The sequence below is a fragment of the Streptomyces sp. NPDC006235 genome, from assembly GCF_040613735.1.
Lineage (GTDB): Bacteria > Actinomycetota > Actinomycetes > Streptomycetales > Streptomycetaceae > Streptomyces.
Window position 1 is genome coordinate 1 of sequence record NZ_JBEXSR010000072.1, and the last position, 25,885, is coordinate 25,885.

Sequence of the window (25,885 nt, forward strand, 5' to 3'; positions counted from 1 at the left end):
GGCGTCGATGCGGAGCATCGGCAACCGACGACAACGCCGCAGATGCGCGTGCCAGACCCCGCGTCTGCGGCGTGATCCAAACGACAGGCCCTAGTTGTCGAGCCCGATGGAGAACGCCGCCTCCAGGTCGTGCTGCGAGTACGTACGGAACGCCACGTGCGTGTCCGTGCCCTCCACGCCGGGGATCTTGCTGATCCGGCCGGGGATGACCTCCGCCAGATCCTCGTGGTCCTTCACCCGGACCATCGCGATCAGGTCGTAGGTGCCGGTGACGGAGAAGACCTCGCTGACGTTGTCCAGCGCGGCGATCGACTCCGCGATCTCGGGGATCCGGTCCACGCTGGTCTTGATGAGGACGATCGCGGTGATCACGGCTGGTTCTCTCCCTCGGGGGCCGGAGCAGGGGCGGCCTTCACTCTAGTAGGGCTGGTGGGACGGCCGTAGCGGACCGAGGCGTAGCCGAAGCCCAGGCCGAAGCCCACCAGGTGGGCGAGGTAGGCCACGCCCGGTCCGTCCGAGGCCCGCCCCGCCGCCAGCCACTGCAGCGCCGCCCAGAACGGCAGCACGACCCAGGCCGGGAAGCGCACCGGCAGGAAGAAGAGGAACGGCAGGAGACTGGTCACCCGGGCCCGGGGAAACAGGTAGAGGAACGCGCCGAGGACCGCCGAGATCGCCCCCGAGGCACCGACCACTGACTGCTCGGAGTCCGCGTTGACGGCGGCGTAGCCCAGCAGGGCCAGATAGCCGCAGCCGACGTAGAACAGGGTGAACTGCACCCGGCCCATCCGTTCCTCGGTCATCGCCCCGAAGACGTAGAGGAAGAGCATGTTGCCGAGCAGGTGCACCCAGCTGCCGTGGACGAAGAGGGCCGTCGCGGGGGTGAGGGCCGATCCGGCGGCCCCCTCGAACAGTTCTGCGGGGATCACGCCCCAGCGCCGGAAATAGGCCCGCTGCGCGGCGAGCAGCTCGTCGCCCGTGCCGTACGCCGGACCGAGCCCCGAAGCGGGGCCGATCAGGAAGACCGCGCAGCACAGGGCGATCAGTGCGTACGTCACCGGCGCCGACGCCCCCCGGACCGATCTGCCGGCCCGGACGATCGACGCACTCCACTTGCTGATCATGGCTACAGAGCATGACGTAACCGGACGCAACCGCACAGACCGCCTCGCCGCCGTGGACGCGTGGGCGGCGAGGACCCGCCAGGCCGTAGGGTTACGAGCCACACGCACCGGGGATGCCGGTGGCGTCACGGACACTAGAAGGAAAGAGAACAGGCCACGATGACGGTTCCCCTGCCGACCGCCTCGACGCGGTGGCGCTGCACCCTCTGCGGCAACCTCACGAGGTTCGACGTGACCCGCTCGTCGAAGGTCGTCGAGTACGTCCACCTCGACCTGGCCGGAGAGCCGAAGGTCGAGGAGCGCGAGGTGCTCAGTGAGACCATCGAGTCGGTGCGCTGCCGCTGGTGCAACGCGGTGGACCAGGTGGAACTCGTCGACAGGCCGGGTGCCGGCTCCTGAGGGGAGCTGGCCCCGCACAGGCATTGGGGTGTGACGGATGGTGGAGACCACAGGCGGGGGGCCGGGCGACGGCGCCGCTGAGGTGCTCGACCGTCCGCTGCCCGACGGCGTGCGCCGCAGGGTCGTCCAGATCGTCTCCGACGGCTTCGGCTCGCTGACGGTCGGCGAGCTGCCCGCGCAGCTCAGGCAGTACGCCCGGTTCGCCCCGAACCGCCGGGCCAAGTTCGCCGGCAACGCCATGGCCGCGGCGCTGGAGACCGACCCGCTGTTCCGGCAGCGCATCGGGGAGAAGCTCAGAGAGGCCCAGCCGGAACTGACCGGCGCCCTCGACTCAGGCTCCCCGCCCCCGGCCGCGGACCCGCTCGACGTGGCGGCCGCGGCCTACGTACTGCGGCCCCTCGGCTGGGTGAAGCTCGTGACCGCCGCCGGCGAGGAGGCCCAGCGGGCCGACGCCGAGCGAGCCGACGAGGAGACCCGGGCCGAGCTGGAGCGGCTGCGCACCGAGCTCGCCCGGGCCCGTGACCACACCAGGGCCGAGACGGAGCGGCTGCGCACGGAGCTGGATTCGGCCAAGAAGGAAGCCGAGTCGCTGCACCGCAAGCTGCGTGCCGCCCTCAGCGACGTCAAGCGCGGCGAGGCCGCCCTGCGCAAGGCGCACGGGGAGATCGAGGCCGTCCGCGCCGAGGGGCAGGCCCAGGTGTCCGCCGCCGAGAGCGAGAGCCGGCGGCTCAAGGCCCGGCTCGGGGAGACCGAGGCCGCCCTGGAGGCCACGCGCCGGGCCGCGCGCGAGGGCCGCAGCGTCGAGGACATGCGGGTGCGGCTGCTGCTGGACACCCTGCTGGACGCCACCCAGGGCCTCCGGCGCGAACTGGCCCTGCCGCCGGTGTCGGTGCGGCCTGCCGAGACCGTGGACGCCGTCGAGCCAGGCCGGATGAGCCCCAAGGACATCGCCGCCCGCGCCCTGTCCGAGGACGACCCGCAGGTCCTCGACCAGCTGCTGGCGCTGCCGCAGGCCCATCTCGTCGTCGACGGTTACAACGTCACCAAGACGGGTTATCCGCAGATGCCGCTGGAGAAGCAGCGTCTGAGGCTGCTGGGGCAGCTCTCGCAGCTGGCCGCGCAGAGCGGCGCCGAGGTGACGTGTGTCTTCGACGGGGCCGAACTGGCCGCGCCGGTCCTGCTCGCACCGCCGCGCGGGGTCCGGGTGCTGTTCTCGAAGCCCGGCGTCACCGCCGACGAGCTGATCCGCCAGCTGGTGCGCGCCGAACCGCCCGGCCGGCCGGTCATCGTCGCCTCCACCGACCGCGAGGTCGCCGACGGCGTGGCCCGCGCGGGCGCCCGCCCGGTGGCCTCGGCGATGCTGCTGAAGCGCCTTTCGCGGTCCTAGCGGCCGTTCGCGCCATCTGTAACTTACGGGCTTGATGCCCGAATTGATGGTGCCTGTGTGCCACAGCGCGTCAAATGGGGCTCACTGCCTGTGAGTCAAGATGAAAAGATGGCTCACCGTGACGCAATTTTTCAGCTGAGGATTTGAACTGATCACAGGAAGGTCACTAGGGTCGGGCCGAACCTCCGCTCGGGTGATCACTCATCGGGAGAGACGGCGGAGGGGCCAGAAGGAGCTTTTCACCCGTGGCGTCCCACCGTCGTCCCAAGCAGCCGAGCCGCGCACGTGTGACCGTGTTGACCACCGCCGCCGCAGCTGCCGTCGCCTTCAGCTCGCAGGCCGCCAACGCGGCCCCCAGTGAGAAGCCGAGCAAGGACGAGGTCAAGGCCAAGGTCGACAAGCTCTACGAGCAGGCGGAGCAGGCCACCGAGAAGTACAACGGGGCCAAGGAGAAGCAGGAGAAGCTCCAGAAGGAGATCTCCACGATCCAGGACAACGTCGCCCGCGGCCAGGAGGAGCTCAACGAGCTGCGCGACAGCCTGGGTCTCGCGGCCGCGTCGCAGTACCGGACCGGCTCCATCGACCCGTCCGTGCAGCTCTTCCTCTCCGCCGACCCGGACGACTACCTCGACAAGGCCTCCACGCTCGACCAGTTGAGCAGCCAGCAGGTCGAGGCGCTGAAGAAGGTCCAGGAGAAGCAGCGCGAACTCGCCCAGGAGCGCGCCGAGGCGTCTGAGAAGCTCAAGGACCTCGCCTCCACGCGCACCGAACTCGGCAAGAAGAAGAAGGAAGTCCAGGGCAAGCTCGCCTCCGCGCAGAAGCTGCTCAACAGCCTCACCGCCGCCGAGAAGCAGGCACTCGCCGCCGAGCAGGACCGCGCCAGCCGCGACAGCGAGCGCGACGCCCTCACCGGCAACGTCCCGCCCGGCTCCGGCCGCGCCGCCGCGGCCTACGCCTTCGCGCAGAGCCAGCTCGGCAAGCCCTACGTCTACGGCGCCACCGGCATGAGCTCCTACGACTGCTCCGGCCTCACCTCCCGGGCGTACGCCGCGGCCGGCGTGCAGATCCCGCGGACCTCCGAGGCGCAGGCCCAGTACGGCACCAAGATCTACTCGGTCAGCCAGCTCAAGGTCGGCGACCTGGTCTTCTTCTTCAACGACCTGCACCACGTCGGCCTCTACGCCGGCAACGGGCAGATCATCCACGCCCCGCGCACCGGCACGGTCGTCCGCTACGAGTCGATGGACACCATCGGCGGCCCGTTCATGTTCGGCGTCCGCGTCTGACCCCGGCGCCCGGGAAACCCCCGGCGTCTCCAAGATCAGGACACCGTATCCGCCGTTCGGGCGAATCACGGCAACCTCGAGTGAGTCCACGTCCCGCCAGTGACCTGCGTCAGTGGCGGGATGTCGTGCCGCATACCCACGGATGGTCGTTGGCGGCCCCGCGTCACGGGGCTACTGTCTGCCGCGTTTCCTAGTCCGCCAGCGGAAGGAGAGCGGCTTCCCGTGGGGTCCCATCGCCGCCTTGCACCGTCCGGGTTCGACCGGGGCGCCAGTGTCGCGGTCAGCTTCCTTTCCGTCGCGGCCGCCGCCCTGGGCGCGGTACCGGCCGCGGCCGCACCGTACGACGACACCCGGGCCAAGGTGGACCGCCTCTACGAGCAGGCCGAGAAGGCGACCGAGGCCTACCACGAGGCCGGCGAGCGCGCCGAGCGGCTGCGCGACGAGGTCGGCACCGCCCGGGACCGGATCGCCCGGCAGCAGCAGCGCGTCAACTCCATGCGGGAGTCGCTCGGTTCGCTCGCCGGTGCCCAGTACCGGTCGGGCGGCATCGATCAGTCCCTCGCCCTGCTGTTCTCCGACGACCCGGACGACTACCTCGACAAGGCCTCCCGGCTGGACCGCATCACGGCCCACCAGGCCGGTGAGCTGAAGGAGCTTCAGCAGGTCATGCGCGAACTCGCCCAGGACCGCGAGGAGGCCGCCGGCAAGCTCCGCGAACTGGAGGAGAGCCGCAAGGCCGTCGCCGCCCACAAGGAGACCGTCGAGCACAAACTCGCCGCGGCCCGGCGGCTGCTCGACTCCCTTCCCGACAGTGAGCGTGACGCCTACGGCCGCGCCTCACGCTCCGGCCGCGACGGCATCCCCGGCCTCGGCGGCGCCACCGCCGCCTCGGGCCGCGGGGCGGCCGCCGTCGCCGCCGCCCGCAGCGCGCTCGGCAAGCCCTACATCTGGGGTGCCAACGGCCCCTCCGGCTTCGACTGTTCGGGCTTGATGCAGTGGTCGTACGCGCAGGCCGGGGTCGCCCTGCCGCGCACCTCGCAGGCCCAGCGATTCGCCGGCCGGCAGGTCCCGCTGTCCGAGGCACGCCCCGGCGACCTGGTCGTCTACCGGGGCGACGCCAGCCATGTCGGGATGTACATGGGCAACGGCCAGGTCATCCACGCGCCCTACCCCGGCGCACCCGTGCGCTACGACCCGGTCGGGATGATGCCCGTCTCGTCGGTCACCAGGGTCTGACCGGCGCGGCCCGGCGCCCGTACGATCGGGAACGTGGCTGGTCGAAGGTCGGGATCCCCGGTGGTGGCGCTCGTCGTGCTGCTCGTCTTCCTGGCCGGATGCGGCGGCCGGTCCGCCGCCGACAGCGCCACGGCCGACGTCCAGCGGCTCCTCGACCGGCGCGCCGCCGCGGTCCTCGACCACGACGAACGGGCCTACGCGCGCACGGGCACGGGCACGGATTTCGCCCAGGTGCGCGCGCTGCCCCTGGCCGACTGGTCGTACCGCGTGACCGGCCTGCACCGCAGCGGCGACACCGCCACCGCCGACGCCGAACTGCGCTACCGCGTCGCGGGGTACGACCGGGCGCCGGTGACAGCGGGCCGCACCCTGCGGCTGAGCCGCGACGCGGACGGGCAGTGGTCCGTCGACGCCGACCGGCCCGCGAAGAAGTCCGCCCAGCAACTGTGGGACCAGGGCGCCGTACAGGTCGTCCGGGGCGAGCGCAGCCTCGTCCTCGGCGTCGGGCAGTCCGGCCGGTCGCTGCGCGGCTACGCGGACCTGGCCGACCGCGCGGTGCCCGCCGTCTCTCAGGCGTGGGGCACGGACTGGGGCCGGCGCGTCGTCCTGCTCGTACCGAAGTCGCTGGAGGGGATGGCGGGGCTGCTCGGCTCACCCGCCTCCTCCTACCGCGGGATCGCGGCGGTCACCACGGGCGAGACGGGTGCACCGGCGCAGGCGCCCGCGGACCGCGTCATCGTCAACCCGGACGCGTTCGCACTCCTCGGCACCCTCGGCGAGCAGGTCGTCGTCACCCACGAGACGACCCATGTCGCCACCCGCGCCCACACCACTCCCGCCACCCCGCTGTGGCTGTCCGAGGGCTACGCCGACTGGGTCGGCTACCGGGCCGCCGGCCGCACCCCGCGCGAGGCCGCACCCGAACTGTCCCGCGCGGTGACCCAGGGCCGGATCCCGTCCGCCCTCCCGGACGACAAGGACTTCGGCTTCACCGGCGACGCGAGCCGCCTGGCCCGGGCCTACGAGAGCGGCTGGACGGCGTGCCGGCTGATCGCCGACCGCTGGGGCGAGGCGCGGCTGGGCGAGTTCTACCGGGCCGTCGGGGAGCACCGGAAGCGGGCCGGGGCGGTGGAGGAGGCGATGCGCGAGGTGCTGGGGACGACCCCGGAGGCCTTCACGGAGGAGTGGCGGGACTATCTGCGGGTGCAGCTGGGCTGAGCGGGCGACGGCTGGTCGGCCCGCGGGCTCGTCCCGGCTGACGGGCGGCGTGGTCGTCGGACGGCCTTCGAATCCGGCTCGGCTGATCGGGCGCGGCGGACCCGGCCGCCGCAGGCTCGGCCGATCGGGCTGCGGCGCGGCCGCCCGCGGGTTCCCTCGGCTGATGGTGCCGTGGCCGGACCGGGCCGCACGCGGCCTCAACCAGGCTGTTCCAGCAGTGCGATGGCCTCCCGCAGCCAGGTCCGCTCCGCCTCGCCCGTCGCCCGGGCGACCCGCAGCATGCCCTGGCGGAACAGGTCGTCGGCCTCCTCGGCGCGGACCGGCTTGCCGGACTCGTAGAAGAAACTCGACGGCGTCTCGAGGAAGTCCAGCCGGCGGCGCAGCACCGCGGCCTGCTCGTGTCGGTCGGGGAGGTGGCGCAGGAACGCCAGGACCGTGTTGAAGCGGACCTGGTCGGTGATCTCGGTCTGCTTCGGACGGCGCAGCCGCTCCAGCAGCTCCTCGCGGCCCTTGCCGGTGAGGGCGAGGGTCCGGCGCGGGGCCGCGCTCACGCCCGGCTCGGTGCGCTGGTCGAGCAGGCCCGCCCCGACCAGCCGGGTGATCGCCGGGTAGAGGGCGCCGTCGCTCACCGGCCGGACATGGCCGGTCAGCGCCTTGATGCGCTCCTTGAGCTCATAGCCGTGCAGCGGCTCCTCGGCCAGGAAGCCCAGGATCGACAGCTCCAGCATGGTCCTCCTCGTCCTCCTTGCGGGGGCGTGAGATCCCATGCTACCTCTAACCGAGCTATCTCGAATCGAGGTTCGTGCGCTGGTCTCAGGGGGACAGTCACCGTGAACGCCCACCGCAAGCAGCTCCTCCAGCTCGCCCGCCCCGTCTACTTCTCACTCCTGGCGTCCGTCGCCGCCGGGATCATCAACACCGTCTGGGTCGCCCGGCTGGGCGGTCCGGCCGTGGCCGCCGTGGCCGTGGCGACCACCACGGAGAACGTGCTGCTGGGCATCGCCCTGGTCTTCGGCTCCGGCACGACCGTGCTGGTCGCCCACGCCCGGGGCGCCCGCGACCCCGCCGCCGTCCGGGCGGCCGTGCGCGGCGGCTGGGCCCTGTGGGCGCTGGTGACGCCCCTGGTGGTGGCGGGCGGCCTGCTGGGGCGCGAACCGCTGGCCCGGCTGGTCCTGGGCGGGGCCGACGGCGCCGCCCTCCCGCTCACCGTCGCCTACTTCGCGCTCTCCATGCCCGGCATGACCGTCTTCTTCGCCCAGCAACTCGTCGACGGCATCCTCAAGGGCACCGGCGACACCCGGACCCCGATGCGACTCGCCCTGCTGTCCAACGGCCTGATCCTCGCCCTCGACCCCTTCCTCATCCACCTCTACGGCGTCCAGGGCGCCGCCGCGTCCACGGTGCTGTGCCGGACCGTGGCGCTCGCGGCGGGACTCGTCGCCATCTGGCGCACCGCACTGCTGCGCAGCGCCCGCGGCACGGCACCGGCCGAACCCCTGGCCGTCTCCCTGCGCCGGACGCTGGCCACCGGCCTGCCCATGTCCGCCGACTTCACCGTGCGGCAGACGGGCGCCCTGGTCCTGGTCGCGATCGTGGCGCGGCTCGGGGTGACGGCGGTGGCCGCGTACTCGATCGCCTACAAGGTCATGTACCTGGCCACCATGGCCTTCTACGCCGTCCGCCAGGCCGCGTCCATCCACACCGCGCACACACGGGGTGAGGGCAGGGACGCGCGGCGGGAGATCGGGCGGCAGGCCGTGCTGCTCTCCGGAGTCATCGGCCTCACCGCGGCCGTCCTGCTGGCCGTCACCGCCCCGTGGCTCATGGCCGTCTTCGGCGCCGGACCCGGGGTCGCGCGCGAGGGTGTGCTCTTCCTGCGCTGCGTCGGGCCCTACCTGCTGCTGATGGCCTGCCTCATCGCGCTCGGCGGGGTCTTCGAGGGCGGCGGGGACGCCCCGAGGCTGCTGCGCGTGACCGTGCTCGGGACGGCGGTCCAACTGGCGCTCGCGTACGGCCTGACGGGGCTCGGGCTGCCCGGGGTGTGCCTCGCGCTGGCGGTGGCGGCGGCGGTGCAGTGCGCTCTGGCGGGCGTGCTGTTCCGGCGGTCCCCGGCTCAGGTGGAGACCGGGGTCTCGTCGGTGCGGGTGGTGGGCTGAGCGGGCACGGGAGCGGGGGCCGTGCGTGGCACCGTCGCCCGCCACAGGGCGCGGGCCGAAAGGAGCGCGGCGGCCACCAGCAGGCCGTTGCGCAGGAACAGCAGGGTCAGGCCGAGGCCGTCGCTGGCCACCACGTTGGCGAAGTAGAGCGGGAACTCCAGCACCGTCACGAAACACGCCACCAGCACGAGCCCGACCGGCAGCCGCATCCGGCTCCCGGGGAAGTACAGGCAGACCGCGGCCAGCCCGACCAGCCACACCATGTACTGCGGGCTGATCACCCGGCTGGTGGTGGTGAACATCAGCACCGCCACGAAGGCCGCGTCGGCGACCGTGTGCTCCTCGAAGGTCCGGGCGAGCAGCCGCCACAGCACCAGCCAGCCGAAGGCCGCCCCCGTCAGGAACAGCGCGCCGGTGCTCACCTCGCTCACGTACGGCCCGAGGAACTCGATCGAGCCGTAGTTCAGCCGCACCTCGCCCCGCCAGCCGAAGTGCCGGGCGACATGGAAGACCAGCGCGCCCAGCGACTCCACCTCGGTGCCCCGGTCGCGCTGGGAGGTCAGGAAGGCGAACGCCCCCGGCGCGGCCAGGGCGAACACGCCCGTCACCGCGACACCGGTCACCGCGGCCGACACCCAGGAGGCGGGCCGGCGGACCGCCAGCAGGAGCATCGCCGGCCAGACCTTCAGCAGCGCGCCGAACGCGGCCAGCACCCCCATCACCTTGGGGTGCCGGGCGCCCGCGAGCAGCGCCGCCACGGCCACCGCCGTGACCATCACGTCGTAGCGGGCGTACACCGTCGGCCCGAGCAGCGGCACGCCCGCCACCCACACCCAGGCGCCGCGCAGCGACCTGCCCGGACGCCGGCCCGCGTACGCCAGCAGGGCCAGGACGGCCAGGTCCGTGACGCAGACCAGCACGAAGAAAGCGGTCGCGTACGGCAGGAAGGACAGCAGGCCGGGGGAGAGGATCGCCAGGGCGGCGGCGGGCGGGTACTGCCAGGTGACATCGTCCTGAGGGAACGTTCCGCTGGACAGGACGTCGTACCAGCCCTGGTAGATCACGGACACGTCGCTCGTCACGTCCGGGCCCGGGAAGACGTACACCTTCAGCACGAACAGCAGCAGCACCAGCCTCGTGAGGCACCAGGCCACCGGCAGCCATGCCAGGGACCACTTCACGCCCGTCGTCCTCACCAGATCCCTGCCCGTCCGCGTACCGTGTCGAGGAGGCCATGATGTCCCCGACAGCTGTGAGCGTGCCATACCTGCCGGCGCGTACGGCCGTGCGGGGCGGTTCGGTAGGGTCGGCGGCGTGCGCAAGACCCTGATCGTGACCAACGACTTCCCGCCCCGGCCGGGCGGCATCCAGGCGTTTCTGCACAACATGGCGCTGCGGCTGGACCCGCAGCGGCTGGTCGTCTACGCGTCGACCTGGAAGCGGAGCCGGGAGGGCGTGGCGGCGACGGCCGCCTTCGACGCCGAGCAGCCCTTCATCGTCGTACGGGACCGCACGACGATGCTGCTGCCGACGCCGGGCGCCACCAGGCGGGCCGTCGGGCTGCTGCGGGAGCACGGGTGCACCTCGGTGTGGTTCGGGGCGGCGGCCCCCCTCGGCCTGATGGCGCCCGCGCTGCGCAGCGCGGGCGCCGAACGGCTGGTGGCCACCACGCACGGGCACGAGGCCGGCTGGGCGCAACTGCCCGCCGCGCGGCAGCTGCTGCGCCGGATCGGCGACTCCACGGACACGATCACCTATCTGGGCGAGTACACGCGCTCCCGGATCGCCGGCGCGCTCAGCCCGCGGGCGGCCGCGCGGATGGCGCAGCTGCCGCCGGGCGTCGACGAGAAGGCCTTCCACCCCGGCTCGGGCGGCGACGAGGTGCGGGCCCGCCTGGGCCTGTCGGACCGCCCGGTGGTGGTCTGCGTCTCCCGGCTGGTGCGCCGCAAGGGCCAGGACACCCTGATCCAGGCCATGCCCCGGATCCTGGCGGCCGAGCCGGACACCGTGCTGCTGATCGTCGGAGGCGGCCCCTACGAGAAGGACCTCCGCAGACTGGCCCACGACACGGGCGTCGCCGCCTCCGTCCGTTTCACGGGCCCGGTGCCCTGGTCGGAGCTGCCCGCCCACTACGGCGCCGGCGACGTCTTCGCCATGCCCTGCCGCACCCGCCGCGGCGGCCTCGACGTCGAGGGCCTCGGCATCGTCTACCTGGAGGCCTCGGCGACGGGCCTCCCGGTCGTCGCCGGCGACTCGGGCGGCGCCCCCGACGCGGTCCTGGACGGCGAAACGGGCTGGGTGGTCCGCGGCGGCTCTCCGTCGGAGGCAGCCGACCGCATCACCACCCTCCTCGGCGACGCGGAGCTGCGCCGCAGGATGGGCGAGCGCGGCAGGGAATGGGTCGAGGAGAAGTGGCGCTGGGACCTACTCGCCGAGCACCTGAAAAAATTGCTGTAGGTGTCTTCCTTCAGGGGCGCGGGGAACTGTGCGACAAGCCACACACAACCCGCACCCGCCCACAACGATCAAGCGGCACCCCACTAGGCGGAACCCAAAAATCCGCCGATGCTGCGCACATGACATCAAACCTGACGCATCGTCACCTGACAAGACGTCAAATCCTGGGCATGGCAGCCCTCCAAACCGCAGCCACCCTGGGATTCACCCGCATCGGCCTGGACTCCGCCCGAGCGGCGCAGCCAGACGCCGTCGACACCGCCCCCGCCATCGTCATCGGCTCCGGCTACGGCGGCGCCGTAGCCGCCCTCCGCCTCGCCCAGGCCGGCATCCGCACCCTCGTCCTGGAGATGGGCCGGCTCTGGAACACCCCCGGCCCCGACGGAAAGACCTTCTGCTCCACCCGCACCCCGGACCAGCGCTCCATGTGGTTCCGCACCCGCACCGAGGCACCCCTGGGCACCTTCCTCTGGCTGGACGTCGTCAACAGGGACATCGGCCGCTACCCGGGCGTCCTGGACCGCGTGCACTTCGCGCAGATGTCCGTCTACGTCGGCCGGGGCGTCGGCGGCGGCTCACTCGTCAACGGCGGCATGGCGGTCACACCGCCCCGGGCCTACTTCGCCGAGCAGTTCCCCACCGTCGACGCCGACGAGATGTACGGCACGTACTTCCCGCGCGCCCGCGCCGCCCTCGGCGTGAACAGCGTCGACCCCGCCTGGTTCGAGTCGACGGAGTGGTACCGCTTCACCCGCGTCTCCCGCAAGCACGCCGAGAAGACCGGTCTGCGGACCACCTTCGTGCCGAACGTCTACGACTTCGGTCACATGGCGCGCGAGGCGTCCGGCACCGCCCCGAAGTCGGCACTCGCCGGCGAGGTCATCTACGGCAACAACCACGGCAAGCGCAGCCTCGACAAGACCTACCTCGCCGCCGCGCTCGGCACCGGCCACGTCACCATCCACACCCTGGAGAAGGTCCGCGCGATCAGCCGGGCGCCGGACGGGAGCTACGTCCTGACCGCCGACCGCGTCGACGAGACCGGCCGGGTCGTCGAGACCAAGGAGTACGGCTGCACCTACCTCTTCCTCGGCGGCGGCAGCCTCGGCACCACCGAACTGCTGCTGCGCGCCCGGGAGACGGGGACCCTGCCCGATCTCGACCCCAGCGTCGGAGCCGGCTGGGGCACCAACGGCAACGTGATGCTCGGCCGGGCCAACCACCTGTGGGACACCGTCGGCGCGAACCAGTCGACCATGCCGGTCATGGGCATCGACGACTGGGCCAACGCCGCCAACCGCGTGTTCGCCGAGATCGCCCCGCTGCCGACGGGCCTGGAGCACTGGGTGAGCCTGTACCTGGCGATCACAGGGAACCCGGAGCGGGCGTCGTTCTCGTACGACACCGGCTCGGGCGCGGTACGGCTCGGCTGGACGGCCGCGCACAGCGCGGTCTCCGTCGCCATGGCCAGAAAGCTGTTCGACAGGATCAACGCGGCCAACTCGACGATCTACCGCTACGACCTGTTCGGGTCGAGCAGCAAGGTCTTCGCCGACGACTTCACCTACCACCCGCTCGGCGGCTGCGTGCTGGGCCGGGCGACGGACGACTACGGGCGCGTGAAGGGCTACGGAAGGCTCTACGTCACCGACGGCTCGCTCGTGCCCGGGTCGATCGGGGTCAACCCCTTCGTGACCATCACCGCGCTCGCCGAACGCACGATGGCGCGGGTCCTCGCCGAGGACACCGCGCCATAGACGACCGCGTGGGTCACTTCGCGTAGATCGCCTCGACCTCGTGCGCGTAGTCCTTCGCCACCACGTTCCGCTTCAGCTTCAGCGAGGGGGTCAGGTGGCCCGACTCCTCCGTGAACTGGGAGGACAGAATGCGGAACTTCCGCACCGATTCCGCCTTCGACACCGCGGCGTTGCCGTCGTCGACCGCCGCCTGGATCGCGGCCAGCAGATCCGGGTCCTCGCACAGCGACGCCGCGGTGGAACCCGCCGGCTTGCCGTGGTCCGCGCACCAGCGGCCCAGGAACTCCTCGTCGATGGTGATCAGCGCGCCCACGAACGGCCGCCCGTCGCCCACCACCATGCACTCCGCGACCAGCGCGTGCGCCCGGATGCGGTCCTCGATCACGGCCGGGGCGACGTTCTTGCCGCCCGCGGTGACGATGATCTCCTTCTTGCGGCCGGTGATCCGGAGGTAGCCGTCCTCGTCGAGGGTGCCGATGTCACCGGTGTGGAACCAGCCGTCGGCCAGCGCCTCCGCGGTCGCGCCGGGGTTGTTCCAGTACTCCTTGAACAGGTGCTCGCCGTGCAGCAGCACCTCGCCGTCGTCGGCGATCCGCACCACCGAGCCGGGCAGCGGCTGGCCGACCGTGCCGATCTTCTGCCGGTCCCAGGGGTTGAACGCGGTGGCCGCACAGGACTCGGTCAGGCCGTAGCCCTCAAGGACCGTGAAACCGATGCCGCGGAAGAAGTGGCCCAGGCGCTCGCCCAGCGGGGCGCCGCCGGAGATGGCGTACTCGCCCCGGCCGCCGAGGACCGCGCGCAGCTTGCTGTAGACGAGCTTGTCGAACGTCTTGTGCTTGATCCGCAGCCCGAGGGACGGGCCGGAGGGGGTGTCCAGCGCCTTGCTGTAGGCGATCGCCGTGTCGGCGGCCTTGTCGAAGATCTTGCCCTTGCCGTCGGCCTGAGCCTTGGCGCGCGCCGAGTTGTAGACCTTCTCGAAGACGCGCGGCACCCCGAGGATCAGGGTCGGGCGGAACGCGGCCAGCTCGTCGGTGAGGTTCTTGATGTCCGGGACGCAGCCCAGCTTGATCGGCGCCATCATCGGCGCGATCTGCACGAGCCGCCCGAAGACGTGCGCGAGCGGCAGGAAGAGCAGCACCGAGCACTCGCCCGTGCGGAACAGCGGACGCAGCCGCTCCACGATGTTGCCGCACTCGGCGAAGAAGCTGCGGTGGGTGAGCACACAGCCCTTGGGACGGCCGGTCGTGCCCGAGGTGTAGACGATGGTCGCCGGGTCGTCGGCCTTGGCGATCGAGCTGCGCTCCTCGACCGTCTGGTCCGTGACGTCCTGCCCGAGCCGGCCCAGCTCCTCGATGCCGCCGCCCTCGATCTGCCACACGTGCTTGAGCGCCGGCAGACGGTCGCGCACCGACTCGACGGCGGCCGTGTGACCGTCCGACTCCACGATGCACGCGGTCGCGCCCGAGTCGCCGAGGATCCACTGCACCTGCTCCGGCGAACTGGTCTCGTACACCGGCACGGTCACCGCGCCCGCGCACCAGATCGCGAAGTCCAGCAGAGTCCACTCGTAACGGGTGCGGGACATCAGGCCCACCCGGTCGCCGGGCTCGACCCCGGCGGCGATCAGCCCCTTCGCGGCCGTGTGCACCTCGGCGAGGAAGGCGGTGGCCGTGACGTCCTGCCAGGTGCCGCCGACCTTGCGGGCGATGACGGCGACGTCCGGGTGCTGCGCGGCGTTTCTGCGGACGATGTCGGTCAGATTGCCGTCCGCAGGGACCTCGTACAAAGCCGGAAGGCTGAACTCGCGCAAGACTGCTGCTCCTCATAGGGCGCCGGCGCCACGACGTTGTGTGATGCGACGGTCCGGTCCAAGGCTCGGGCAGGTGCTCCCGCATTCACTTGTTGAAATGCAGAGCACGACTGGACTGCCCGGACGTTACCCGCCGGTATGGGTTCTCCGACAGGGGGTCCCATCGAGATGTTCGCTGCGTCACACAGTTGGGTATTCCTTCGCGCACAGTAGTCCACGTACTAACTGACTGGCCAGTAACCGCAGGTAGGGCCGCCACTGTTCACAACTGCGCCCCTCGACCTACCCTTGATCGCCATGGCACCCACACCAGCCGGAAACCGCAGGACGCGCGTGCATGTGGTGAGCGACGTGCACGGCAACGCCCGTGACCTGGCGAGGGCCGGCGAGGGCGCCGACGCCCTGATCTGCCTGGGCGACCTCGTCCTCTTCCTCGACTACGCCGACCACTCGCGCGGGATCTTCCCCGACCTGTTCGGCGTCGAGAACGCCGACCGCATCGTCGCGCTGCGCACCGCCCGCCGCTTCCAGGAGGCACGGGAGTTCGGCGCCCGGCTGTGGGCCGGCGTCGGCGAGGACCGCGCCTCGGTGATCGAGAAGGCGGTGCGCAAGCAGTACGCCGAGATGTTCGCCGCGTTCCCCACTCCTACGTACGCCACGTACGGCAATGTCGACATGCCGCCCCTGTGGCAGGAGTACGCCGGCCCCGGCACCACCGTCCTCGACGGCGAGCGCGTGGAGATCGGCGGCTGGGTCTTCGGCTTCGTCGGCGGCGGCCTGCGGACACCGATGCGGACGCCGTACGAGATCGGCGACGAGGAGTACGCCGCCAAGATAGAGGCCGTCGGCGAGGTCGACGTGCTGTGCACGCACATCCCGCCCGAGGTCCCCGAACTCGTCTACGACACCGTCGCGCGCCGCTTCGAGCGCGGCAGCCGGGCCCTGCTGGACGCCATCCGCCGCACCCGGCCCCGCTACTCCCTCTTCGGGCACGTGCACCAGCCGCTGGTGCGGCGGATGCGGATCGGGGCAACCGAGTGTGTGAACGTGGGTCACTTCGCGGGGACCGGGACGCCGTGGGCGCTGGAATGGTGAGGACGTCCCAGGTCGGGTGAGATCGGCGGGTCCCGTGCGCGGTAGCCTTCACGCTGCACACGCTTGCGCACGACGACCTCATACCGGCCCGTATCTGGAGGAGCCACGGCGATGGCGGAACACACCAGCTCGAGCATCACCATCGAGGCGGCCCCGGCCGACGTCATGGCGGTCATCTCCGATTTCGCCCGCTACCCGGACTGGACCGGCGAGGTGAAGGAGGCCGAGGTACTCAAGACCGACGAGCAGGGCCGTGCCGAACAGGTCCGGCTCGTCATGGACGCGGGGGCGATCAAGGACGACCAGGTCCTCGCGTACACGTGGACCGGCGAGAACGAGGTGTCCTGGACCCTCGTCAAGTCCCAGATGCTCCGGTCCCTGGACGGCACGTACCTGTTGAAGCCGGCGGGTGCGGGTGGCACGGAGGTCACCTACGCGCTCACCGTCGACGTCAAGATCCCCATGCTCGGCATGATCAAGCGCAAGGCGGAGAAGGTCATCATCGACCGGGCGTTGGCGGGTCTGAAGAAGCGCGTGGAATCGGCCTAGCTGCGGGCAGTCGTGCCTCCCCCCAGTGCCTTAAGTGCCTGGGGGGTACCCCCCAGGCGGCACGGGTGGGCGCAGCGGAACCCCGCAGCGCCCGTTGCGCACCCACTCGGCCTCAGCACCAACATGGGGTACCTCATCAACGCCGAGTACCGTGCACCCCCATGCGCACCATCCTGATCACCGGCCCCGGCGGCAGCGGCCGTACCACCCTCGCGGCCGCGACCGCCCTGGCCGCGGCAGCGCAGGGCACCCGCACCCTCGTCCTCGGCACCGACCGCACGGACACCCTCGGCGCCGCCCTGGGCACCGGCACCGGCCCCGAGCCGGTCCAGGCCGCACCCCGCCTCACGGCCTGGCGCCCCGACCCCGCCCAGGACTTCCGCACCGACCTCACCGCCCTCCAGGACCGCGCCTCCTCCGCCCTGGACCTCCTCGGCGCCTCCCGCCTCGACCCCGAGGAACTCAGCCCGCTCCCCGGAGCCGAGGAACTCGCCCTCCTGCGCGCCCTGCGGGACGCCGCGCTGTCCCAGGCGTACGACCTGCTCGTCGTCGACCTGCCCCCGGCCCCGCAGGCCCTCGCCCTCCTCGCCCTGCCCGGGGAGCTCCGCCGCTACCTGCGCCGCCTGCTCCCGCCCGAACGCCAGGCCGCCCGCGCCCTGCGCCCCGTCCTGGGCCGGCTGGCCGGCGTCCCTATGCCCGCCGAGTGGCTGTACGAGACGGCCGCCCGCTGGGACCTGGAGCTGGCCGCCGTCGAGGCCGTCGTCGCCGACCGCGACACCGTCGTACGACTGGTCGCCGAGCCCGGCCCCGCCGGTGCCGACGCCCTCCGCACGGCCCGCCTCGGACTCGCCCTGCGCCGCCTGCGCACCGACTTGGTGGTCGCCAACCGCGTGCTGCCCGAGGCCTCCCCGGACACCTGGCTGGCCGGCCCGGTCGCCCAGCAGCGCAAGACACTGGACGAGTGGCGCGAGTCGTACGACGTCCGGACCGTCGCCCACCTGGGACGCGACCCGGTCGGCGCCGACGACCTCGCCGGCCTCGCCGTGCCCGGCGTCGACCCGGACGAGCCCGTCCCGGCGGTCGAGTGGCCGGTGGCCGACCGGCTCGGCGAGGACGGGGTGCTCGTCTGGCACATCCCGCTGCCCGGCGCCGTGCGCGAGGAGCTGGACCTCGTGCGGCGCGGCGACGAACTCGTCGTCACGGCGGGGCCTTTCCGCCGAATCGTTCCGCTGCCCTCCGCGCTGCGCCGCTGCACCGTCGACGGCGCCGCCCTGCGCGAGGGCGAGCTGCGCATCCGCTTCGCGCCCGACCCGAAGCTCTGGCCGCAGACGCGGTGAGAGGGGGTAACGTCGGAGGGACGAACCGTAGTCAGGAGTCCGTCATGAGCGAAGAGCTCCCCCCGTTCGACGCCGCCCGCGAAGAGGCCGCGGACGAGGTACGGGCGAGCGACGCCGACGCCTGGGCGACCGCGTGCGCCGAGGACCTCGAGGCGGAGCAGGCCCGCCGCCGCGCCGAGTACGGACCGCCCCCGGGCTCCGCGGCCGAGGAACTGAAGAAGCTCGTCGACGCCGTCGCGGACAAGCTGTCGGGGATCCAGTCCCCGCTGTTCGGCGCCGTCGCCGGGCCCGCCGCCGAGCAGGTCGTCCGCCAGGTCGTCCAGCAGGCCAAGGCCGCCGTGGAACCCGTCATCGAACGCAACCCGGACGTCTTCGACCACCTGGCCGCCGCCGGGAACGAACTGCTCGCCGCCTACCGCTCCGCCGTCGAGGCCCAGGAGCGGCGCTGGACCGGGCGCGACGACCGGATCGACCCGCGTGACCTGGACGAACGCCATGACCGGGGCGACGACGCCGGTCCCGGGGAGCGCATCGACCTGGACTGAGCCCGACCTCCTCTTCGCGAGCCACGACCGGCGTGCCGCCGCCGGTCCTGCCCAGCGTGCGGACGACAGCCGACCCGACGGCGCGCCTCGGGTACCGTTGGCCGTAGCGGGGCTCGACCGAAACTGAGGGATTCATGGGACTCACCATCGGCGTCGACATCGGCGGCACGAAGATCGCGGCCGGCGTGGTCGATGAGGAAGGCAACATCCTCTCGACCCACAAGGTGCCGACCCCGGGCACGCCTGAGGGCATCGTGGACGCCATCGCATCGGCGGTGGAAGGCGCACGCGTCGGGCACGACATCGTCGGCGTGGGCATCGGCGCGGCCGGCTATGTGAACCGGCAGCGCTCCGAGGTCTACTTCGCGCCCAACATCCACTGGCGCAACGAGCCGCTCAAGGAGAAGGTCGAGGCCCGTGTGGGCCTCCCGGTGGTCGTCGAGAACGACGCGAACGCCGCGGCGTGGGGCGAGTACAAGTTCGGCGCCGGCAAGGGCCACCGCAACGTCATCTGCATCACGCTCGGCACCGGCCTCGGCGGCGGCATCATCATCGGCAACAAGCTGCGCCGCGGGCACTTCGGCGTGGCCGCCGAGTTCGGCCACATCCGCATGGTGCCGGACGGTCTGCTGTGCGGCTGCGGCTCGCAGGGCTGCTGGGAGCAGTACGCGTCGGGCCGGGCGCTGGTGAGGTACGCCAAGCAGCGCGCCAACGCCACCCCCGAGAACGCCGAGATCCTCCTCGGCCTCGGCAACGGCACGCCCGACGGCATCGAGGGCAAGCACATCTCCATGGCCGCCCGCCAGGGCGACCGCGTGGCCGTCGACTCCTACCGCGAACTGGCCCGCTGGGTCGGCGCGGGCCTCGCCGACCTCGCCTCCCTCTTCGACCCCTCCGCCTTCATCGTCGGCGGCGGCCTGTCCGACGAGGGCGAACTGGTCCTGGGCCCGATCCGCAAGTCCTACAAGCGTTGGCTGGTCGGCGGCAACTGGCGCCCGGTCGCCGAGGTCCGCGCCGCGGAACTGGGCAACAAGGCCGGCCTGGTCGGAGCAGCGGACCTGGCGAGGGAACCCGACCCGATCATGTAACGCCCTGCTTCTGGCTCGTAAGGGGCGCGGGGCTGTATCAATGTGCGGCTCCGCCGCGTGGGCGCGATCAGCCACGTACGACCGGCACTCGCGCACAACCCCCGCGCCCCGAGCTCATGGGCGTAAATTGATCACATGCCCCTGCTCCCCAACTCCCGTACCGAACCCGACGGTTCCGCGGTCATCAGGGTCCTCAGCTACAACATCCGCTCGATGCGCGACGACACCGATGCCCTGGCCCGCGTCATCAAGGCCTGCGAACCCGACCTGGTCCTGATCCAAGAAGCCCCCCGCTTCTTCCGCTGGCGCAAGAAACTCGCCCGTCTGGCCCGCGCATCCGACCTGGTCGTCGTCACCGGCGGCGCCACCACCACCGGCCCGGCGATCCTCAGCTCGCTCCGCGCGAGCGTCGAACGCACGGAGGACATCCTCCTGCCCCACACCCCCGGCCTGCACCGCCGCGGCTTCGCCACCGCCGTCGTCCGCTTCGCCGGCACCCGCCTCGGCGTCCTGAGCTGTCACCTGTCGCTCCAGAAGGACGAGCGCTACGACCAGTCAGGCCTGCTCCTGGACCGGCTCGCCGGCATGGGCGTGGAGCACATGATCGCCGGCGGCGACCTGAACGAACGCCCCGACGGCCCCGCCTTCCGCCGCCTCACCGACGCCCTGCAGGACTGCCACGCGACCGCGCCCTGGGGCGGCGAGCACACCTGGACCCCCGCCGACCCCTACCAGCGCATCGACGCGATCTTCGCGACCGAGGGCATCGAGGTGCTGGGCTGCGGCGTGCCGTTCGAGCACCCCGGAGTGACCGACGCAGACCTGAGGGCGGCCACGGACCACCTTCCGGTCCTGGCCGCCCTCAAGATTCCGGCCGCCTGAGAACGAGCCGTCTAGACGACGGCACCCCGCCCCGGGTCGTCGTCGTCCTCGTCGTCCGTCCGCATCCGCATCACCAGCGTCACGAACCCGCCGACGAACCCGCCGATGCTCAGCGTGGTCAACCACCAGGTCATCTCCCAGCCCAGCAGCACGGCCAGCAGAAGCAGCACCGGCCCGCCCAGCACGCCGAGCCAGGCGAACTTCGCGGTGGGGTCGGCGGACGGCAGCGGGGGCGGCTCCGGCGGCACGAAATGCCCCTCGTCGTCCTCGTCGAAGTCGTCCTCGGCGGGCTCGGGCGCGGAGTAGTCGCGCGGGCCGACGCCGGGCGCGAAGGAGACGGAGCCGCCCAGAGGCTTACCCGGCTTGTCGCCGGATCCCTTCGGCTCCGGTCCGTCCGGCTCGCCGGGCTTCCCGGCCTCCGCGGGGGCCGAGGCGGCCTCCGCGGCCGTGTCCGCCCGATCGTCGTTGACCCGGTCGTCGTTGGTCGGAGTCTCCAGCAGTGCCAGGTCCTCGATCGACTTGAACGGCTTGGCGCCCGGCGGGTCCGGCGGCTCGTCGCCGTACCCGGCGACGATCGCCGCCCAGGCGGCCTCCTCGTCGAACGGGACGCCCTTCTCGTCCGGCTCGCGGCCCTCGCGGTCGGAGTCGTGCTCAGCCACGTGCGGTCGTCCCTTCCTTGCCGAGACCGGGCTCCCTGCCGAGGCCGGACGCGAGCCGGCTGATGAAAGAGGTGCTCTCCTCGAAAATCCGGTCCGCGTCATGGTCCAACGTGGCGACGTGGTAGCTCTGTTCCAGCAGGACCTCTTTCACGTCCGTCGACGAGATGCGGCTGAGGATACGGGCCGAGTCGGCCGGCGGCACCACATGGTCCTGCGGGCTGCGCAGCAGCAGCACCGGCTGCGTGACCTGCGGCAACTCGCGGTCGGCGACCTGGAAGAACTGGCGCAGGGAGTGCGCGGCGTGCAGCGGCACCCGGTCGTAGCCCAGCTCCCTGCTGTCCGGCTTGGCGATGTCGCTGGCGATGCCCTTCGTCGCGGGGACGATGTGGCGGATCACCGGCAGGGCGTGCGCGGCCAGGCCGTGCACCTTGTTCGCCGGGTTGACGACCACCACTCCGCTGACGGCGTCGCCGTGCTTCGCGGCGAGCCGCAGGGCCAGGGCGCCGCCCATGGACAGACCGGCCACGAACACCTGCTCGCGGCGCTCGCACAGGAGGCGCAGCTCGCGCTCCACCTCCGCGTACCAGTCCTGCCAGCCGGTGATCCGCAGGTCCTCCCAGCGCGTGCCGTGCCCGGGGAGCAGCGGCAGCGAGACGGTCATGCCGCGTGCGGCGAGATGCTCCGCCCAGGGGCGCAGCGACTGCGGTGATCCGGTGAAGCCGTGGCAGAGGAGTACGGCGATCTCCCCGCCCTCGTGGCGAAACGGCTCGGCTCCGGCAAGGACCGGCACCTTCGGCCTCCTGGTCATGAGAAGGGACGGACACGATCACGGAATGTCACGGAACGTCATGGCAGGGGTCGCACGGCGTTCGCGGGACCTTCACCGTACGCGACGGCACTGACACCGACCAGGGCCGTCGGCGCCTTTGACGGCGCGCCGGGTTAAGGTCTGATCGACACATACAGGAGGCACTCGGTTGTTGTACGGCGCGATGAAGGTCGCTGTTGGGGGACCGCTGAAGGTCGCCTTCAGGCCCTGGGTGGAAGGCCTGGAGAACATTCCCGCCGAGGGCCCCGCGATCCTGGCGAGCAACCACCTGTCCTTCTCGGACTCGTTCTTCCTGCCCGCGGTCCTGGACCGCAAGGTCACGTTCATCGCGAAGGCCGAGTACTTCACCACGCCCGGGGTGAAGGGCCGGCTGACGGCCGCGTTCTTCAAGGGCGTCGGCCAGCTGCCCGTGGACCGCTCCGGTGCGCGCGGCGCGGGTGAGGCCGCCATCAGGAGCGGTATCGAGGTGCTGGAGCGCGGCGAGCTGTTCGGCATCTACCCGGAGGGGACGCGCTCGCCCGACGGGCGGCTCTACCGCGGCAAGCCGGGTGGCCTCGCGCGCGTGGCGCTGGCGACCGGCGCGCCCGTCATCCCCGTCGCCATGATCGACACGGAGAAGATCCAGCCGCCCGGGAAGGTCATGCCGAAGCTGATGCGCCCCGGCATCCGGATCGGCAAGCCCCTGGACTTCAGCCGCTACCAGGGCATGGAGCACGACCGGTTCGTGTTGCGCGCCGTGACCGACGAGGTCATGTACGAGATCATGAAGCTCTCCGGCCAGGAGTACGTCGACATGTACGCGACGGCCATGAAGCGGCAGCTCGCGGAGGCGGCGAAGGCGGAGAAGGAAGCCGAGAAGGCGGCGAAGGCCGCGCTCGCCCGGGCCGAGAGGGAACAGGCGGAGAAGGAACAGGCCGACAAGGAAAAGCCGGAGCGGTAGGAGCCGGGGAAGAGGAGGACGGAGCCCTGGTCGGGGGCGCGTTCCGGGGGTGGGGGAGATGGCCAGGCGCGAGCGAGTCATGAGGATGTCGGTCGAACAGCCGCTGTGGCGTGCGCTGACCGCCTACCGGGTGCTCACGATGCTGTACGCGGTCGGCCTGTTCGCCACCGCCTACGAGGAGTTCGTCCGGCCCTGGGTCGCCGTCGCCTACTACGTGGTGCTGGCCGCGTGGACCCTGGCCACACTGCCCCGGGTCGCGAACGCGGCCCGCTGCACCAAGGGGTTCCTCGCCGCCGACCTCACCGTCGCCCTCACCGGCATCCTGCTCACGCCCGTCGCCGACACGCACGAGCGGGTCCAGGCGGGCGGCCCGACGCTGCCGTCGATATGGACTGCCGGTGCCGTCCTCGCGTTCGCCATCAAGGGCGGCTGGCGCTGGGCGGCCCTCGCCTCCAGCCTCGTGGCCGCCGCCAACCTGATCGAGCGCGGCAGCCCGGCCCGCGACACCGTCCACAACGTCATCCTCGTCTGCATCGCCTCCATCGCCATCGGCTACGTCGTCGAGGTCGCCCGCGCCTCCGAGCGCACCCTCGCCCGCGCCCTGGAGATCGAGGCCGCGACGAGGGAACGCGAGCGCCTCGCCCGGGACATCCACGACAGCGTGCTCCAGGTGCTGGCGATGGTGCAGCGGCGCGGCGCGGTGATCGGCGGTGAGGCGGCCGAGCTGGGCCGGATGGCCGGTGAACAGGAGGTCGCGCTGCGCACGCTGGTCTCCGGCGGGCTCGTACCCGTCTCCCGGGTCTCGGAGGATGCCGCCGAGGGAGCCGTCGTCCGGGCAGTCGACGAACAGCCGGAGGAGAGCGGCCCCGTCGACCTGCGCGCCCTGCTCGCGCCGTACGCCGGCGCCAAGGTCAGCCTCGCCGAGCCCGGCGCGCCCGTGCCGCTGGCGCCGGCCGCCGCACGGGAGGTGGCCGCCGCCGTAGGGGCGGCCCTGGACAATGTCCGCAAGCACGCCGGGGAACAGGCGCGCGCGTGGATCCTCGTCGAGGACGAGCCGGACGAGGTGATCGTCACCGTGCGGGACGACGGACCCGGCATCCCGGAGGGGCGGCTCGCCCAGGCCGAGGGCGAGGGGCGGCTCGGCGTCGCTCTGTCGATCCGCGGCCGGCTGCGCGACCTAGGCGGCAGCGCGGAGCTGATCTCGGTGCCGGGCCAGGGCACGGAGGTCGAGCTGAAGGTACCGAAGGACGTGACGACCGTACGGGGGAAGGCGGAGCAGCGATGACGGAGACCACGGCGGACCGGCGGGACCCGATCAAGGTCATGGTGGTCGACGACCACCCCATGTGGCGCGACGCGGTCGCCCGCGACCTGGCCGAGTCGGGCTTCGAGGTCGTCGCCACCGCGGGCGACGGCGAGCAGGCCGTGCGCCGTGCCAAGGCCGCCGCACCCGAGGTTCTGGTGCTCGATCTGAACCTGCCAGGCAAGCCCGGCGTCCAGGTCTGCAAGGAGGTCGTCGCCGCCAACCCCGCGCTGCGCGTCCTGGTGCTGTCCGCGAGCGGCGAGCACGCCGACGTCCTGGAGGCGGTCAAGTCCGGCGCGACCGGCTATCTGCTGAAGTCGGCCTCCACCGAGGAACTCCAGGACGCGGTCCGCCGCACGGCCGTCGGCGACCCGGTCTTCACCCCCGGCCTCGCCGGGCTGGTGCTCGGCGAGTACCGCCGTCTGGCCTCCGAGCCCGCCCCCGCCCAGGACACCGACGAACCGAAGGCACCCCGGCTCACCGACCGCGAGACCGAGGTGCTGCGCCTGGTCGCCAAGGGCCTGAGCTACAAGCAGATCGCCGAACGCCTGGTCATCTCCCACCGCACGGTGCAGAACCACGTCCAGAACACCCTCGGCAAGCTCCAGTTGCACAACCGCGTGGAGCTGGTCAGGTATGCGATCGAGCGCGGCCTCGACGACGAGTGAGGCGCACGTCACACTGACCCTTCGTCAGGCACCTGCGGCGAAGGGACTGTTCCATGCGCGTCGGAGTACTGACCGGAGGCGGCGACTGCCCCGGACTCAACGCCGTCATCCGGGCCGTCGTCCGCAAGGGCGTGCAGGAGTACGGCTACGACTTCACCGGCTTCCGGGACGGCTGGCGCGGTCCGCTGGAAGGCGACACCGTCCGTCTCGACATCCCGGCCGTGCGCGGCATCCTGCCCCGCGGCGGCACCATCCTCGGCTCCTCGCGGACCAACCCGCTGAAGGAGCAGGACGGCATCCGCCGGATCAAGGAGAACCTCGCCGCGCTGGAGGTCGAGGCGCTCATCGCCATCGGCGGCGAGGACACCCTGGGCGTGGCCGCCCGGCTGTCCGACGAGTACGGCGTGCCCTGTGTGGGGGTGCCGAAGACGATAGACAACGACCTGTCCGCCACCGACTACACCTTCGGTTTCGACACCGCGGTCGGCATCGCGACCGAGGCCATCGACCGGCTGCACACCACCGCCGAGTCCCATATGCGGGTCCTGGTCTGCGAGGTGATGGGCCGGCACGCCGGCTGGATCGCCCTGCACTCGGGCCTCGCCGGCGGTGCGAACGTCATCCTCATTCCCGAGCAGCGCTTCGACGTCGAGCAGGTGTGCGCCTGGGTGACGTCCCGTTTCCGGGCGTCGTACGCGCCGATCGTCGTCGTCGCCGAGGGGGCCATGCCCAAGGACGGCGACATGGTCCTCAAGGACCAGTCGCTGGACTCCTTCGGGCACGTCCGCCTGTCCGGGGTCGGCGAGTGGCTCGCCAAGGAGATCGAGAAGCGCACGGGCAAGGAGGCCCGCACGACGGTCCTGGGTCACATCCAGCGCGGCGGCACCCCCAGCCCCTTCGACCGCTGGCTCGCCACCCGCTTCGGCCTGCACGCCATCGACTGCGTCCGCGACGGCGACTTCGGCATGATGGTCGCCCTGCGCGGCACGGACATCGTCCGCGTCCCCATCGCGGACGCGACGGCCCGCCTGAAGACGGTGGACCCGACGCTCTACGAGGAGGTCGGAGTGTTCTTCGGCTGACCGCCTGGTCCAGGCGCCGGGGGGGGGGGGGGCGGCCCCCCCCCGCCCCCCGCCTTCCCCACGGCGCCGGCCTAGCCCCCC

General features: G+C 72.0%; 25 protein-coding genes. 18 read left to right on the forward strand and 7 right to left on the reverse strand.

The features are described 5' to 3' along the window. Nucleotides 1-90 precede the first annotated feature (90 nt). Complete coding sequence (locus tag ABZ192_RS41305; protein WP_010048935.1) at nucleotides 91-372, reverse strand: Lrp/AsnC ligand binding domain-containing protein; 282 nt, start codon at nucleotides 370-372, stop codon at nucleotides 91-93. Beyond that, complete coding sequence (locus ABZ192_RS41310) at nucleotides 369-1,121, reverse strand: rhomboid family intramembrane serine protease (protein WP_356929606.1); 753 nt, start codon at nucleotides 1,119-1,121, stop codon at nucleotides 369-371. The genes ABZ192_RS41305 and ABZ192_RS41310 overlap by 4 nt, the downstream gene beginning before the upstream one ends. 159 nt (nucleotides 1,122-1,280) lie before the next feature. Between ABZ192_RS41310 and ABZ192_RS41315 the strand changes: the two genes are divergently transcribed. From ABZ192_RS41315 to ABZ192_RS41335, 5 genes are all read left to right on the forward strand, one after another. Further along, entirely contained in the window at nucleotides 1,281-1,520 is a 240-nt protein-coding gene (locus ABZ192_RS41315; RefSeq protein WP_010048941.1) for a hypothetical protein, read from the forward strand. Nucleotides 1,521-1,557: 37 nt separating this feature from the next. Continuing rightward, a complete protein-coding gene (locus ABZ192_RS41320; protein ID WP_356929607.1) occupies nucleotides 1,558-2,907 on the forward strand; it encodes an NYN domain-containing protein in 1,350 nt (449 codons plus the stop codon). A gap of 245 nt (nucleotides 2,908-3,152) precedes the next feature. Further along, nucleotides 3,153-4,193, forward strand: a complete 1,041-nt coding sequence (locus ABZ192_RS41325) for an NlpC/P60 family protein (RefSeq protein ID WP_356929608.1) — start codon at nucleotides 3,153-3,155, stop codon at nucleotides 4,191-4,193. Between the two features lie 222 nt (nucleotides 4,194-4,415). Then, nucleotides 4,416-5,429 (forward strand): NlpC/P60 family protein, encoded by a 1,014-nt coding sequence (locus ABZ192_RS41330; protein ID WP_356929609.1) that lies wholly within the window; start codon nucleotides 4,416-4,418, stop codon nucleotides 5,427-5,429. Nucleotides 5,430-5,462: 33 nt separating this feature from the next. Continuing rightward, entirely contained in the window at nucleotides 5,463-6,647 is a 1,185-nt protein-coding gene (locus tag ABZ192_RS41335) for a hypothetical protein (protein WP_356929610.1), read from the forward strand. A 197-nt stretch (nucleotides 6,648-6,844) separates the two neighbouring features. On the opposite strand, the gene ABZ192_RS41340 is transcribed toward ABZ192_RS41335, so the two are convergent. Then, complete coding sequence (locus tag ABZ192_RS41340; protein ID WP_356929611.1) at nucleotides 6,845-7,375, reverse strand: PadR family transcriptional regulator; 531 nt, start codon at nucleotides 7,373-7,375, stop codon at nucleotides 6,845-6,847. Nucleotides 7,376-7,477: 102 nt separating this feature from the next. On the opposite strand from ABZ192_RS41340, the gene ABZ192_RS41345 reads away from it, so the two are divergent. After that, nucleotides 7,478-8,803 (forward strand): MATE family efflux transporter, encoded by a 1,326-nt coding sequence (locus ABZ192_RS41345; RefSeq protein WP_356929612.1) that lies wholly within the window; start codon nucleotides 7,478-7,480, stop codon nucleotides 8,801-8,803. Here ABZ192_RS41345 and ABZ192_RS41350 read toward each other — a convergent pair. Beyond that, the gene (locus tag ABZ192_RS41350) at nucleotides 8,761-9,999 is read right to left on the reverse strand and encodes a glycosyltransferase family 87 protein (RefSeq protein WP_356929613.1); all 1,239 of its coding nucleotides are present in this window, start codon (nucleotides 9,997-9,999) and stop codon (nucleotides 8,761-8,763) included. The genes ABZ192_RS41345 and ABZ192_RS41350 overlap by 43 nt on opposite strands. A gap of 118 nt (nucleotides 10,000-10,117) precedes the next feature. On the opposite strand from ABZ192_RS41350, the gene ABZ192_RS41355 reads away from it, so the two are divergent. Both ABZ192_RS41355 and ABZ192_RS41360 read left to right on the forward strand, forming a co-directional pair. After that, nucleotides 10,118-11,260 (forward strand): glycosyltransferase family 4 protein, encoded by a 1,143-nt coding sequence (locus ABZ192_RS41355; protein WP_356929614.1) that lies wholly within the window; start codon nucleotides 10,118-10,120, stop codon nucleotides 11,258-11,260. 170 nt (nucleotides 11,261-11,430) lie between these two features. Further along, entirely contained in the window at nucleotides 11,431-13,017 is a 1,587-nt protein-coding gene (locus tag ABZ192_RS41360; protein ID WP_356929615.1) for a GMC oxidoreductase, read from the forward strand. 13 nt (nucleotides 13,018-13,030) lie between these two features. On the opposite strand, the gene ABZ192_RS41365 is transcribed toward ABZ192_RS41360, so the two are convergent. Next, entirely contained in the window at nucleotides 13,031-14,827 is a 1,797-nt protein-coding gene (locus ABZ192_RS41365) for an AMP-dependent synthetase/ligase (protein WP_356929616.1), read from the reverse strand. A 297-nt stretch (nucleotides 14,828-15,124) separates the two neighbouring features. Here ABZ192_RS41365 and ABZ192_RS41370 point away from each other — a divergent pair, with 297 nt between their 5' ends. The 6 genes from ABZ192_RS41370 to ABZ192_RS41395 all read left to right on the forward strand — a co-directional run bounded on the left by ABZ192_RS41370 (nucleotide 15,125) and on the right by ABZ192_RS41395 (nucleotide 20,323). Continuing rightward, nucleotides 15,125-15,922 carry a metallophosphoesterase gene (locus tag ABZ192_RS41370; RefSeq protein WP_356929617.1) on the forward strand — a complete coding sequence of 266 codons (798 nt, stop codon included), beginning with the start codon at nucleotides 15,125-15,127 and terminating at the stop codon, nucleotides 15,920-15,922. A gap of 111 nt (nucleotides 15,923-16,033) precedes the next feature. After that, nucleotides 16,034-16,471 carry an SRPBCC family protein gene (locus tag ABZ192_RS41375; protein ID WP_086564878.1) on the forward strand — a complete coding sequence of 146 codons (438 nt, stop codon included), beginning with the start codon at nucleotides 16,034-16,036 and terminating at the stop codon, nucleotides 16,469-16,471. A gap of 161 nt (nucleotides 16,472-16,632) precedes the next feature. After that, nucleotides 16,633-17,808 (forward strand): ArsA-related P-loop ATPase, encoded by a 1,176-nt coding sequence (locus ABZ192_RS41380; RefSeq protein WP_356929618.1) that lies wholly within the window; start codon nucleotides 16,633-16,635, stop codon nucleotides 17,806-17,808. 44 nt (nucleotides 17,809-17,852) lie between these two features. Next, nucleotides 17,853-18,353 (forward strand): DUF5304 domain-containing protein, encoded by a 501-nt coding sequence (locus ABZ192_RS41385; RefSeq protein WP_356929619.1) that lies wholly within the window; start codon nucleotides 17,853-17,855, stop codon nucleotides 18,351-18,353. Nucleotides 18,354-18,487: 134 nt separating this feature from the next. After that, nucleotides 18,488-19,441 carry an ROK family glucokinase gene (locus ABZ192_RS41390; protein WP_020272969.1) on the forward strand — a complete coding sequence of 318 codons (954 nt, stop codon included), beginning with the start codon at nucleotides 18,488-18,490 and terminating at the stop codon, nucleotides 19,439-19,441. Nucleotides 19,442-19,576: 135 nt separating this feature from the next. Next, entirely contained in the window at nucleotides 19,577-20,323 is a 747-nt protein-coding gene (locus tag ABZ192_RS41395) for an endonuclease/exonuclease/phosphatase family protein (protein ID WP_356929620.1), read from the forward strand. Between the two features lie 11 nt (nucleotides 20,324-20,334). Here ABZ192_RS41395 and ABZ192_RS41400 read toward each other — a convergent pair whose 3' ends face one another. Both ABZ192_RS41400 and ABZ192_RS41405 read right to left on the reverse strand, forming a co-directional pair. Next, on the reverse strand, nucleotides 20,335-20,982 hold the full coding sequence (locus ABZ192_RS41400; protein ID WP_356929621.1) for a hypothetical protein: 648 nt from the start codon (nucleotides 20,980-20,982) through the stop codon (nucleotides 20,335-20,337). Continuing rightward, the gene (locus ABZ192_RS41405; RefSeq protein WP_356929622.1) at nucleotides 20,975-21,772 is read right to left on the reverse strand and encodes an alpha/beta fold hydrolase; all 798 of its coding nucleotides are present in this window, start codon (nucleotides 21,770-21,772) and stop codon (nucleotides 20,975-20,977) included. Before ABZ192_RS41405 ends, ABZ192_RS41400 begins: the two co-directional genes overlap by 8 nt. A 202-nt stretch (nucleotides 21,773-21,974) precedes the next feature. On the opposite strand from ABZ192_RS41405, the gene ABZ192_RS41410 reads away from it, so the two are divergent. The 4 genes from ABZ192_RS41410 to ABZ192_RS41425 are packed head-to-tail and all read left to right on the forward strand — an operon-like array spanning nucleotide 21,975 to nucleotide 25,804. Beyond that, complete coding sequence (locus ABZ192_RS41410; RefSeq protein ID WP_356929623.1) at nucleotides 21,975-22,751, forward strand: lysophospholipid acyltransferase family protein; 777 nt, start codon at nucleotides 21,975-21,977, stop codon at nucleotides 22,749-22,751. 58 nt (nucleotides 22,752-22,809) lie between these two features. Then, nucleotides 22,810-24,036 (forward strand): DUF5931 domain-containing protein, encoded by a 1,227-nt coding sequence (locus tag ABZ192_RS41415; protein WP_356929624.1) that lies wholly within the window; start codon nucleotides 22,810-22,812, stop codon nucleotides 24,034-24,036. After that, nucleotides 24,033-24,722: a response regulator transcription factor gene (locus ABZ192_RS41420; RefSeq protein ID WP_356929625.1), complete on the forward strand. Its 690-nt coding sequence runs from the start codon at nucleotides 24,033-24,035 to the stop codon at nucleotides 24,720-24,722. The genes ABZ192_RS41415 and ABZ192_RS41420 overlap by 4 nt, the downstream gene beginning before the upstream one ends. Nucleotides 24,723-24,775: 53 nt before the next feature. Beyond that, nucleotides 24,776-25,804 carry a 6-phosphofructokinase gene (locus ABZ192_RS41425; protein WP_356929626.1) on the forward strand — a complete coding sequence of 343 codons (1,029 nt, stop codon included), beginning with the start codon at nucleotides 24,776-24,778 and terminating at the stop codon, nucleotides 25,802-25,804. Nucleotides 25,805-25,885: the final 81 nt, after the last annotated feature.

Coding starts and splice junctions, on each gene's coding strand:
- ABZ192_RS41310 (WP_356929606.1), bottom strand. CDS start 1,121: ATGATCAGCAAGTGGAGTGCGTCGATCGTCCGGGCCGGCAGATCGGTC.
- ABZ192_RS41315 (WP_010048941.1), top strand. CDS start 1,281: ATGACGGTTCCCCTGCCGACCGCCTCGACGCGGTGGCGCTGCACCCTC.
- ABZ192_RS41320 (WP_356929607.1), top strand. CDS start 1,558: ATGGTGGAGACCACAGGCGGGGGGCCGGGCGACGGCGCCGCTGAGGTG.
- ABZ192_RS41340 (WP_356929611.1), bottom strand. CDS start 7,375: ATGCTGGAGCTGTCGATCCTGGGCTTCCTGGCCGAGGAGCCGCTGCAC.
- ABZ192_RS41360 (WP_356929615.1), top strand. CDS start 11,431: ATGGCAGCCCTCCAAACCGCAGCCACCCTGGGATTCACCCGCATCGGC.
- ABZ192_RS41370 (WP_356929617.1), top strand. CDS start 15,125: ATGGCACCCACACCAGCCGGAAACCGCAGGACGCGCGTGCATGTGGTG.
- ABZ192_RS41375 (WP_086564878.1), top strand. CDS start 16,034: ATGGCGGAACACACCAGCTCGAGCATCACCATCGAGGCGGCCCCGGCC.
- ABZ192_RS41380 (WP_356929618.1), top strand. CDS start 16,633: ATGCGCACCATCCTGATCACCGGCCCCGGCGGCAGCGGCCGTACCACC.
- ABZ192_RS41385 (WP_356929619.1), top strand. CDS start 17,853: ATGAGCGAAGAGCTCCCCCCGTTCGACGCCGCCCGCGAAGAGGCCGCG.
- ABZ192_RS41390 (WP_020272969.1), top strand. CDS start 18,488: ATGGGACTCACCATCGGCGTCGACATCGGCGGCACGAAGATCGCGGCC.
- ABZ192_RS41395 (WP_356929620.1), top strand. CDS start 19,577: ATGCCCCTGCTCCCCAACTCCCGTACCGAACCCGACGGTTCCGCGGTC.
- ABZ192_RS41410 (WP_356929623.1), top strand. CDS start 21,975: ATGAAGGTCGCTGTTGGGGGACCGCTGAAGGTCGCCTTCAGGCCCTGG.
- ABZ192_RS41415 (WP_356929624.1), top strand. CDS start 22,810: ATGGCCAGGCGCGAGCGAGTCATGAGGATGTCGGTCGAACAGCCGCTG.
- ABZ192_RS41420 (WP_356929625.1), top strand. CDS start 24,033: ATGACGGAGACCACGGCGGACCGGCGGGACCCGATCAAGGTCATGGTG.
- ABZ192_RS41425 (WP_356929626.1), top strand. CDS start 24,776: ATGCGCGTCGGAGTACTGACCGGAGGCGGCGACTGCCCCGGACTCAAC.